At 40.7% G+C, this 11,914-nt stretch carries 7 protein-coding genes and 1 pseudogene; 4 read left to right on the top strand and 4 right to left on the bottom strand.

Annotated elements, in window-relative coordinates; all coding sequences use genetic code 11:
- Positions 1–484: 484 nt before the first annotated feature.
- Positions 485–1,312, bottom strand: coding sequence for a PhzF family phenazine biosynthesis protein (locus N518_RS0109265; RefSeq protein WP_005015083.1), 828 nt, complete (start codon positions 1,310–1,312; stop codon positions 485–487).
- A gap of 81 nt (positions 1,313–1,393) precedes the next feature.
- Between N518_RS0109265 and N518_RS16190 the strand changes: the two are divergent.
- Positions 1,394–1,988 (top strand): annotated as a pseudogene (locus N518_RS16190) (flavin reductase family protein).
- A 53-nt stretch (positions 1,989–2,041) separates the two neighbouring features.
- Here the strand turns inward: N518_RS16190 and icd are convergent.
- Positions 2,042–3,298, bottom strand: a complete 1,257-nt coding sequence (gene icd, locus N518_RS0109255) for an NADP-dependent isocitrate dehydrogenase (protein ID WP_005015085.1) — start codon at positions 3,296–3,298, stop codon at positions 2,042–2,044.
- Positions 3,299–3,489: 191 nt separating this feature from the next.
- Between icd and N518_RS0109250 the strand changes: the two genes are divergently transcribed.
- Together N518_RS0109250 and N518_RS0109245 are read left to right on the top strand one after the other, a co-directional pair.
- Complete coding sequence (locus N518_RS0109250; RefSeq protein WP_005025256.1) at positions 3,490–4,314, top strand: rRNA large subunit pseudouridine synthase E; 825 nt, start codon at positions 3,490–3,492, stop codon at positions 4,312–4,314.
- A gap of 333 nt (positions 4,315–4,647) precedes the next feature.
- Entirely contained in the window at positions 4,648–5,664 is a 1,017-nt protein-coding gene (locus N518_RS0109245) for an ELM1/GtrOC1 family putative glycosyltransferase (protein ID WP_005025254.1), read from the top strand.
- Positions 5,665–5,888: 224 nt separating this feature from the next.
- Here N518_RS0109245 and N518_RS0109240 read toward each other — a convergent pair whose 3' ends face one another.
- Positions 5,889–8,126, bottom strand: coding sequence for an NADP-dependent isocitrate dehydrogenase (locus N518_RS0109240; RefSeq protein WP_005025252.1), 2,238 nt, complete (start codon positions 8,124–8,126; stop codon positions 5,889–5,891).
- 516 nt (positions 8,127–8,642) lie between these two features.
- Entirely contained in the window at positions 8,643–10,346 is a 1,704-nt protein-coding gene (locus N518_RS0109235; RefSeq protein ID WP_005025250.1) for a M61 family metallopeptidase, read from the bottom strand.
- 180 nt (positions 10,347–10,526) lie between these two features.
- Between N518_RS0109235 and N518_RS0109230 the strand changes: the two genes are divergently transcribed.
- Positions 10,527–11,840, top strand: a complete 1,314-nt coding sequence (locus tag N518_RS0109230; RefSeq protein WP_005015094.1) for a D-alanyl-D-alanine carboxypeptidase PBP6B — start codon at positions 10,527–10,529, stop codon at positions 11,838–11,840.
- The last annotated feature ends 74 nt before the right edge of the window (positions 11,841–11,914 follow it).

The raw sequence follows: 11,914 nt of genomic DNA, 5'->3' as shown, positions 1-11,914 counted from the left end.
GCATATTTGACTATAGTCTGTCTCAAACACCTAGCCTTTTTAACAATTTTATAGCATCAAAATTACTACCGATCTGTTTGTAATGCTTAATCATTTTTAAATATATAATTAGCAGTTTAAATGAAGACCAATTTGATGAAAGGATCAAACCGCTATACTTATTTATCTTCCTGATAGTTTTAGTAAATTCTGATGTCATGAATCTACTTAAAGCTCTAGCTGGCTATTTCGGTTTTTTAGATATTAGATTGGAATAAAAATTATAAACAAATGATTTTAGTCACTATATTAATAACCGATCTATTTTCATGCATTTATTATAGTGCCTATATTTACCCTTTATTTAATCTGTTCAGTCTGCGGTATAAATAAAAGCATTTTTTAATTACTACAGTAAAAATTATTAAACAAGCAAAATATAAAAATAAAAGGTTCCCGAGGCCGAGAACCTTGAATGATAATTTCCAGGTTGAAAAGTATATCTCTAGTCTAAAAAGATTTCTGCAACCATATATAGCTTCGCATAACCAGAAATTTCTATACGTTGATTATCTTTTAAATCACAGTACAGTAATCCGCCGCGAGCAGAAGCCTGATAGGCAACCAGTTGCCGTTTTGAAAGTTTATCGGCCCAGAGTGGAGCAAGACCAGTATGCATGGAACCTGTTACAGGGTCTTCATCAATCCCTTTATGCGGTGCAAAATAACGAGCAATATAATCATAATGCTGTGCCTTGCTGGTAATGGAAATATCAAGGTCAGCGGCAGTGATTGCTGTGCTGCGCTGATAGGCTACTGCCAATTCTTTAATTTTATTAAAATCTGGTTTTGCATCACGTACAGCCTGTTCAGATTCACAGACCAAAATAAAAGCTTGCTGGTTTACATAAACTTCATTAAAAGGGCAATCTACTACCTTATTTAACAAGACAGGATAATCTGGCAAGGGCTCAGGTACACGTACTGGAAAATTCATGGTGATTTTGCCATCTTGTCCTTGTGTGACAATAAAGACTCCTAGGTCTTTTACATGAAAATGAATCGTTTTTGTGGTGGTAAAATCTTTAAAAAGAACAAAACTACTGGCTAAGGTAGCATGACCACAGAAATCCACTTCAACACTTGGGGTAAACCAGCGAATCTCATAATTTTCATCATTTATTATTTTGACGAAGGCAGTTTCTGAAAGGTTGTTCTCCAATGCAATGTTTTGCATAATCCTGTCATCTAACCACTCTTCACATACAAGCACAGCAGCCGGATTTCCCTTAAAAAGTTCTGTGCTAAAAGCATCAACCTGATACATTTTCATAAGATTTTTCCTACGTTCTTTGCTCTGTATCTTAAGGCTTTTTCTGCTAGGCTGGGCAAAATTGTTTTACTGAGAATGCAGATGTTAAATCCACACATTCAACATGTTCCCCTAGAGAAAGCTTATCGTCTGCTGACACATGGTCCTACTGTTTTAGTCTCGAGTAAAGACCATAAAGAGACAGATGTGATGGCTGCTGCATGGGCATGTGCACTTGAGTTCGATCCAGCTAAAGTGACTGTAGTGCTGGATAAAAGCACAAAAACCCGGCAGCTTATTGAGAATTCGGGTTATTTCGCCTTACAGATTCCCACTCTTAAACAACTGGAACTCGTATACAAACTCGGCACTACCAGCAAGATGACTGAACCTAATAAGCTGGAGATTTGTCAGGTTGAGCTGTTCCAGTTTGAAAACTCCGATCTTCCCGTGGTTGCAGACTGTTCAGCATGGTTACTGTGTGAATTAATTCCGGAACCCCATATCCAGCAGGCACATGATCTGTTTATTGGAAAGGTTATTGCAGCCTATGCAGAATAATAGGGTTTTCAGTCAGGGCCGCTGGCACTTTGAAGATGCAGATGAAGAGTGGCGAACCATTCACCATGTAGCAGGAGGACACTTTTATAGTATCGGTAAAGCAGTCTCTGTAGAAGAAGCAAATCTGGAGTTATAGATTTCTAGTAAAAACCCGCGATTGTCGCGGGTTTTTATTGGGGAAAATAGAAATTACTCGCCCATATTTTCAATAATTGCCTGTCCGAATTCAGAACAGCGCAGAAGTGTTGCATTTGGCATTAGACGCTCAAAATCATAAGTCACAGTCTTGGCCGCAATAGCGCCAGCAATTCCTTTAATAATCAGATCAGCAGCTTCTATCCAGCCCATATCTCGCAGCATCATCTCAGCAGAAAGAATGATTGAACCCGGGTTGACTTTATCCTGTCCGGCATATTTAGGCGCAGTACCATGAGTCGCTTCATATACTTGAATTGCCCCACCGATATTTGCACCGGGCGCAATACCAATGCCTCCAACTTCTGCTGCAAGTGCATCAGAAATGTAGTCCCCATTCAGGTTCAGCGTAGCAATCACAGAATAATCTGCCGGACGCATTAAGATCTGTTGCAGGAATGCATCAGCGATGACATCTTTAATAATAATATCTTTACCAGTCTTAGGATTCTTAATTTTAACCCACGGACCACCATCTAGCAGTTCACCACCAAAGCGCTCAAGTGCAACTTCATAGCCCCACTCTTTAAATGCACCTTCAGTATATTTCATGATATTACCCTTGTGCACAAGCGTTACACTCGGTTTATCATTATCAATTGCAAACTGAATAGCCTTACGTACCAGACGCTGCGTACCTTCTTTAGAAACAGGCTTAATACCGATACCACAATTTTCTTCAAAACGGATCTTGGTTACACCCATTTCTTCTTTTAAAAACTTTATAACTTTTTTAGCTTCCGGAGAACCGGCTTTCCACTCGATTCCGGCATAGATATCTTCCGAGTTCTCACGGAAGATCACCATATCTGTTAATTCAGGATGCTGGACAGGTGAAGGTACTCCTTCGAACCAGCGTACTGGACGTACACAGACATACAGGTCCAGTTCCTGGCGTAATGCGACGTTTAGTGAGCGGATCCCGCCACCAACCGGCGTGGTTAAAGGACCTTTAATTGAGACAACAAATTCACGCAGGGCTTCGAATGTTTCTTCAGGCATATAAGTGCCGTAAATTTTATTGGCTTTTTCACCGCAATATACTTCCATCCACTCGATCGAACGTTTGCCACCATAAGCTTTTAAAACCGCAGCATCTACCACTGCTTTCATTGCTGGTGTAATATCCACACCAATACCGTCACCCTCAATGAAAGGAATGATCGGATGGTTTGGTACATTCAGTGACAGGTCTGCATTGACTGTAATTTTATTACCATCTGCAGGAACTACGATCTTCTGATAACCCATTGTGCAGGTTCTCCCTTATGTAGCTGACGAATAAAATGTATGCCATGCAGGCACACTCTTCAACTTTCCTTACATGATATACTTTAATCGATCTTAGGGCTTGGTTGAGATTTATACGAGAAATAACAACATTTCTCTATTAAATAAAACGTCGTTATTTTTTGTTGTATACACTGAAGTTGAAATTCCGTATGAAAATTATCATTTTTAATAAGCCTTATGATGTGCTTTCACAGTTTCGTGAAGACTCTAAGCATTTAACACTCTCCCATTTTATTCATGATCCTGAATTACGGCTGGCTGGTCGTTTAGACTTGGACTCAGAAGGTTTAATGTTTCTCACCGATCATGGCGGTTTGAATCAGTTCATTACTAATCCCAAGAATAAAAAGTTTAAAACCTATCTGGCACAAGTTGATGGCGATATTACAGAAGAAGCTCTCGAGCAGTTACGTCAAGGGGTCGAACTGGCAGATGGTATGACTTTACCGGCCAAAGCCCGTAAGGTTGAGCAGCCGGAATGGTTATGGGACCGCGATCCTCCTGTGCGCTTTCGTGCCAGCATTCCTACTAGCTGGGTTGAGCTGCAAATCTGTGAAGGCCGAAACCGGCAGGTGCGCCGTATGACAGCTGCAGTAGGCTTTCCGACTTTACGTCTGATTCGCACACAAATTGGCACTATTGACTTGGTAAAACTTGGTCTCCAACCAGGTGAGCAGTTTGAAATTGAGCCTCTGCTTTATCCGGACTTTAAAGATGTGCCTGCAGATAAGCCTTATACAGGCCGCAGTGCACCACGTAATGCAGCAAAAAAGCCCTTTGAACAGAAAGATGGCAAGTCCAAATTTAATAAAGAACAGCCTAAAGACAAAGGTGCAAACAAAGCAGGTAAAAAGTTACCATCCGGCGGAACAAAACGCGTATGGCAAACAGAAGAAGGTGAGGCGAAGCCACGTCGCAAGACTAATGGGACTACCCGTCCAGGAAAAATTCGTCGATCTAACCGCTTTGGGTAATTAGAGTTAAGAGCAGTTGAATAATCATATAATTCTCTGCTCTTTTTCAATTTTATAAATTATTTTAGAAACTGTATTTTTATAGCCCTACTCTATAGAAATTTCTTGTTGAAACATATCACTGCTATAGACATGGAGCATAATAATAAAGGCTGAGCTACATATATATGCAGTACTTACAAAAGGCTGAATTGTTGCAATCTAAAACTCTTAAAATTGTAATTTGAGATACAATAGTCTGTTAAATCTGACATTTATATAAATTTTTCCTGCATCTAGCTACCATTTTTTTGTTTATTCTGTGCTCAATAGATTAATCACAGGATAGAACGGATGATCAGAGAACTTTCGAGCCAATCCCAAATTTTGGTAGTGCATGATGGTCATACTGGTCATTTAAACCCCTCTCTTGCAATTGGAGAGATTCTTGAACAACAGTTTAGAAATTCTTATGAAACCTTAAAAGTTCCAGTAAATCTGGGCAACTCTATGGTCAGTCTATTAAAGCGCCTTTCTTGGTTTCCTAGATTATTTCGTGTAATGGCAAAGCTAATATTTGGTGCTGCCCCAGTGCATATTGCCCAGTATCGGTTGATTGTGTGTTCAGGTATGTCCAATCTGCTGTATTCAGCTTATCTGTCGCAAGAGTTCGATATCCCTTTAGCATTTTCAGGTGATATAGGTAGTTTTAATGAACACTTAATTCACTGGACTATTAGCGCATTGGCTCAACCTACTCAGGTTGAACAGATTATTTTACCTACACTTCCGGTCAGAAAAAAATTTATTGAACTCCGTGCCCAACCTCACTGTGGTGAGGCAAGTTTGCTATTGGGCGGCCCTACCCACGAATATCCCTTTACACAAGCAGACTATCTTAACATTATCCGTCATTTTGATTTTTTTGTGGAGGCTTATAATATCCAGGGTTATATTGTTTGCTCGAGGCGTACGCCTGCCTTTAATAGCCGAATTAAAAAATATCTCAAGACCTCAGGACTAAAATTTGTGTCTATAAACGACACTACACCAATTGAACATCTGGTTGCGAGAAGCAAATATATTTTTGTGACTGAAGATAGTAGTACTATGCTTTCTGAAGCAATTCAGAGCGGTCGGATTGTACGGTCAGTCTGCCTGAATCCCGAACACAACAACTTGTTGATTGAAAAGTATTTACATAATCATCTTATACAGCGCCAGCCAGCAAATCAGCCCTTTTATACAGATGAACGTTTTCCTTATATTGCCGATCTAGATCTGATCCGCCCACTGGGTAGTCATTTCCGCAATTATTTATTATTTGATGATCATTATGCGCCTTATGATCTGCGCAGGAAATTTGCTTAAAAACAATTTATAAACTCAAGCATTTAAGGAATAAAGATAGGAGTAATAATGTTTAGAGTTCTATCTTATAAATCTAATTAAAACATAAAAGTTAAAAATAACAGTGATATCCTTAGCATATAAAAAATTCATTCTATAAAAGTTTTTTTAGTATTTGATTAAAAAAGCCAGTGCATGTGCACTGGCTTTTATATTATCAGCAGGTTATCCGGCTTTATACAATGTTAAACAGCAACGCTCGAAATTACATTATTGAATGTGGTACTTGGACGCATTACCGCATTTACTTTTGCCTGATCAATAGCGTAATAGCCACCAATATCAGCTGGTTGACCCTGCACTTGTGCAAGCTCGGCAATAATTTTCTCTTCATTTTCAGCTAAGGCTTGGGCCAGTGGAGCAAATTTTGCTTTAAGTTCAGCATCTTCGTCCTGTGCAGCAAGTGCCTGAGCCCAATATAGTGATAAATAGAAGTGACTACCGCGGTTATCCAGTTCACCAGTACGACGTGATGGAGATTTATCGTTGTCGAGCAGTTTACCAGTAGCTTCATCAAGTGTTCTGGCTAACAGCTTGGCACGGTCATTACCTTCCTTGATTCCCATTTCTTCTAAAGAAACCGCCAGTGCCAAGAATTCACCTAAAGAATCCCAGCGTAAGTGGTTTTCTTCAACTAACTGCTGAACATGTTTTGGTGCAGAACCGCCAGCACCCGTTTCATACATGCCGCCACCAGCCATTAATGGCACGATAGACAGCATTTTCGCTGATGTACCCAGTTCCATAATCGGGAACAGGTCAGTCAGGTAGTCACGTAAAATATTACCTGTTACTGAAATAGTATCGAGACCGCGAGCTACGCGCTCAAGCGTATAACGCATTGCACGTACTTGAGACATGATCTGGATATCCAGACCAGTCGTATCATGATCTTTTAAGTATTTCTGTACTTTCTTGATCAGCTCATTTTCATGTGGACGGTATGGGTCAAGCCAGAAGATAGCCGGCATACCTGAGTTACGTGCACGATTTACAGCCAGTTTTACCCAGTCACGGATTGGCGCATCTTTCACTTGGCACATACGCCAGATATCACCTTTTTCCACATTCTGAGACATCAGCACTTCACCTGTTTCAAGATCAGTGATGTTCGCGATACCCGCTTCAGGAATCTCGAATGTCTTGTCGTGGGAACCGTATTCTTCAGCTTTTTGCGCCATCAGACCAACGTTAGGTACCGTACCCATCGTACGTGGATCGAAATTACCATTCCACTTACAGAAATTAATCATTTCCTGATAGATACGTGCAAAAGTCGATTCAGGCATTACTGCTTTACAGTCATAAGGTTTGCCATCAGCGCCCCACATTTTACCGCCACCGCGGATCATTGCCGGCATAGAAGCATCGACAATGACATCATTTGGTGAGTGGAAGTTAGTGATCCCTTTTGCAGAATCAACCATCGCAAGCGCTGGACGGTGCTCTTGACAAGCATGCAGGTCAGCAATAATTTCTTCACGTACAGAGGTTGGTAAAGTTTCAATTTTCTCGTAAAGACCGGCCATACCGTTGTTAACGTTAATGCCTAGCTCGTCAAACAGTTTACCGTGCTTTTCAAATGCATCTTTATAGTAAATACGCACACAGTGACCGAATACGATCGGGTGTGATACTTTCATCATGGTCGCTTTTACGTGTAAAGAGAACAGGATGCCAGCTTCTTTACAATCATCTAATTCTTTTTCATAGAAGTCACAAAGCGCTTTTTTGCTCATGAACATTGAGTCGATAATTTCGCCATCTTGAAGCGCTACTTTTGGCTTCAGAACAATGGTTTCACCAGACTTGGTGATCAATTCCATTTTTACATTACGCGCACGATCAAGTGTCATCGACTTTTCGCCGTGGTAGAAGTCCCCTTCCTGCATATGTGAAACATGGGTTTGTGACCAAGGCTTCCATTCACCCATAGAGTGCGGGTGTTTTTTCGCATAGTTTTTGACTGCAGCTGGTGCACGACGGTCAGAGTTACCTTCACGTAGTACAGGGTTTACTGCAGAACCCAAACATTTACTATAACGTACCTTAATTGCTTTTTCTTCTTCGGTTACCGGGTTTTCTGGATAATCCGGAATTGCATAACCTTTTGATTGAAGTTCTTTGATACACGAGATCAACTGCGCAACAGAGGCACTGATATTTGGAAGCTTGATAATATTAGTATCTGGATCTTGGGTAAGACGACCTAACTCTGCAAGATTGTCTACTACCTTCTGCTCTTCACTGAGGTAGTCCGAGAATTCAGCGAGCACGCGTGCAGCCACAGAAATGTCAGTTTTAACAACTTTAACACCGGCCGGCTTAGTAAAGGTCTCAATGATCGGCAGTAGCGAATAGGTCGCCAGCAGTGGCGCCTCGTCAGTCAGTGTGTAAATGATAGTTGACTTTCCACCAGCCATATATAGCCCCTTGCGTTGGATTGAGTGTTTAAGGATTGAGCTTTTGGCCCTGCCCCTTTAAACCGAAATGCTTAAATAAACCTTGAGAGTATCAGCCCTCATGACCTTTCAGTCAACGCAAGATCTTGTGATAACGACATTTCGATACGAAATAGTAGTGTATAGCTTAAAAGCTTTACTATGAAATATGGTTAGTTTAGGTAAAATATAATATTACTCTTCCAAATACTGAATACTTTTTATACAATTCATCAAAACTGTTATTTCGCCAAGAAATACTATTAAGTTAAGTTGCTTACAAGCTAGAGCAAATATATTACAGCTTGGTGTCTAAACTCTGTTTATAAAATGATGAGCTATTTCTTATAGTTTATATCAAGCAGATCCTATTTTAAGATTTGCTCTACTAAATAATAAGTTCACTCTATAAGATAAAACGAACTATATCTAATTTTAAAATTACAGAATATAAAAAACCGGTACATGAGTACCGGTTCAAGTGATATGTAGCACTTGTTAGACATTTAACCAAGTTTCAATCTTGGCTTGATTATCTACTTTTAGCTCTACAGTAGTTAGATCTGTAGAACCACCTTGCACTTCAAACTGCATCAGTTCATCACGACGGAAAGCAAGCAAGCTATAATTTCCTTGCTGTTTTGCATATTTTTCAATCAGTTTAGTGGTGGCTTTTAAACCATCAATTGCAATAATAATATCATGGGCAGAAAGTCCTGCTTTTGAACCGACTCCATCACGGCGTACAGTCTGCACAACCACCCCCTCGGCTTTATCTGCCAGTTTTAAACCAAATGGTAGAGACTTGTCATTTTTCAAACTGTAACTAAGACCAAACTCCGGCAAGAGCTGCTCAAGTGGCAATTCATCAGTCGTGTTAATCAGATAATTAATCTGTTCAATCCACTTATCACCAGTCAACTGCTCGCACAAATCATAAATAGTACGTTCATTTACCTGTATGCCGTTTTGAGTGTTTTCATACAGTTTACGCATTAAAGCGTCGAGGCTCGAACCACGTAAACGCAGGCCCAGATCCAAACATAGTGCTACCAGGCAGCCTTTGTTGTAATAGCTGGTGCCCGCATTGTTTGAATTTTCATCCTGACGATAAAATTTCACCCAGGCATCAAAACTTGACTCTGCTACGGTCTGCACAAAACGGCCCGGATTTTGTAAATAGCGATCTATCTGGGCTTTGAGTAATTCTAAATAGGATTCCTGCTTGATTACGCCGCTACGCAATAAAATGAGATCGTCATAATAAGAAGTGAAGCCTTCAAAAATCCATAACAGTGAAGTGTAACCTTCCTTGTTCAGATCATAGTCAGCAAAGTTTTCTGGACGTATAAATTTGACCAGCCATGAATGAAAATATTCATGGCTGCACAGTCCTAAAAAGCGCTGATAATCCTTGGAGGGTTCTTCAGGCTCATCAGCCTTAGGCAAATCATCACGTGGAGTAATCAAACTGGTACTGTTCGGATGTTCAAGACCACCATAACTGTTACCTGTAGCCATGGTCATAAAGGTATAATGTTCAAACGGCGCTGAGCCAAACATGGAAATTTCTGTCGCACAGATTTTTTCAATATCCTGCTGCATGCGCTCAACATTCAATGCATGTTTGCCGGATACCACAAACTCATGTGGAATACCTTGTGCTTTAAAGCTGAAACGGGTCTGCTCTGCCAGTTCAAATGGCGCATCAATAAGCTCCATATAATTCTTGGCTTTTAAGGTATAACGGCCTCGAACCAGTGTCTTAGAGCTTAAAGCGGTGGCAAGCTGAAAGTGTTTCAACTCTTCCGGTAAAAATACCTCAGCCTCAATGGCTGTGTCTTCTTGCCCCTCCAGCCCCAGACAAACACAGGCCGGATTTACGTAAAGACGGGTTTGGTCAACATAAGCTCCGCGAACTGAAAGATCATAGGCATACACATCATATTCAACCGTAATCAGCTCATGGTCTGTATTAAACAGGCGCCATTTATTTTTTTCAGTCTTACTGATGTTTAAAATCCGGCCTGCTTCATCATAGGCTTTCACTGCTTCGATATGCTTTGAGAACTCACGAATCAAATAACTGCCCGGAATCCAGGTCGGTAACCACAGGACCTGATTTGGATTGGCCAAGAAGCGTAAAGTTACGTGAATCAGGTGCTGGCGATAGTCATCGAACTCGATTTGATAATGCAACATAAGTCGTAATAAAAGATCAACAGAAAGAAATTAGCATTTAGCTTAGCATTTTTTTACAAAGTGATGCGGATAAGTCTTATTTGTCCTTAAAAGTCGCTAGCATTCAGAAAAAAAAAGGCATAGCATGCCTGTGTTTTTCGCATCATCTGCGATCAATCCGGCATATAAAGGTACTTCCCGTTGAGAATATTTGCTTACCTCTTTATTTTATTTAGCTTGTGCTGTGCCAGTCTGGCCAACGCCCGCCTGCTTCAGGTGGTCCCTGAATCAGTTGAAGCCGCAGCCTGGAGCATTCTGGACCCGCAGTCGGGACAGATAATTGCCGAATATAATAGTGAGGTACAGCGCTCACCTGCTTCACTTACCAAGATGATGGTGGCTTATATTGCCCTCAAGGAAATTGAGAACGGGAAACTGAATCGAAATGAAATTCTGACTGCGACCCCGGTGGTAAAAATGGTCATGTGGGATGAATCTCAGATGTATCTGAAGGAAGGCGAGCAGATTTCAGTTGATCAGCTTCTGGCTGGTCTTATTGTGATGTCAGCCAATGATGCTGCGGTGACTTTAGCAGAGCGAATTTCTGGAAACGTGCCTGCATTCATTGAACGCATGAATCAGGAAGCTCAAAAGCTTGGAATGAAAAATACTCATTTTACCAATCCGGCTGGCATTACTATGGATGGGCATTATTCAACTGCGCATGATCTGGCACTGCTGGGCCAGGCACTGGTAAATGACACACCGGATTATCTCAATTACTCCAAACAGCAGAGCTTTACCTATAACAATCATTTTCATCGTGCTACCAATTTGTTACTCAAGCAGGATGCAACAGTAGACGGACTAAAAACCGGTTTTACCAAAGCTGCGGGTTATAACCTTGCGCTTACAGCCAGTCGCCCTACCATGAATGCAGATTTACCTAACCGCCGCCTGATTGTGGTAGTTATGGGTACAACCAGTGCTGTAAAACGTGCCGAGGTAGCTTATAAGTTGCTGAATCTGGGCTATGCATATACGCGAGATGAAGTTGCGATCAAAGATAAACAACTACTTGGTGAACTGCCGGTAGTCAAGTCAACCTTAAAAATGTTTAAGGTAAAATCAGCCCAACCGAAGATTATAACGACCTCTTTATATAACCAGCCTTATGCAATTGACCTACAGACTTTTGATAATGCAACCCAGCGTATTATGCTTAATACGGGTAATGGTATATTGCAAACCATCGAACCCTTACAGACGACCAATACTCATATCAATATTGAACTGAATACCAAGCAGTTAACTGCCCCGTTAATGCAGGTCATGAAACTTGCAACTGTGCATGTCTATCAGAATAACCAGCTGATCAGCACATTTGATATTGAAAATGAAGTGCATATTGAAGAAGCTAATTTTTTTCAGAGAATCTTTTTATGGTTGGTCAGCTTATTTCCGTTTATGAGTAATGATGAGATGAAAACTGCACCAGAAGTATTTAATTCTTAACTGTTAAAATCTATAAACCCATATAAATATAACAAAGAATCAATCAGGAAGATGGCATAGTTTTGCCATCTTCT

The sequence above is a fragment of the Acinetobacter sp. UNC436CL71CviS28 genome (genome assembly GCF_000620525.1).
Taxonomy (GTDB): Bacteria; Pseudomonadota; Gammaproteobacteria; order Pseudomonadales; family Moraxellaceae; genus Acinetobacter; species Acinetobacter radioresistens.
Note: the sequence above shows the minus strand (reverse complement) of the source record. Positions and strands in the feature narration are given on the sequence as shown.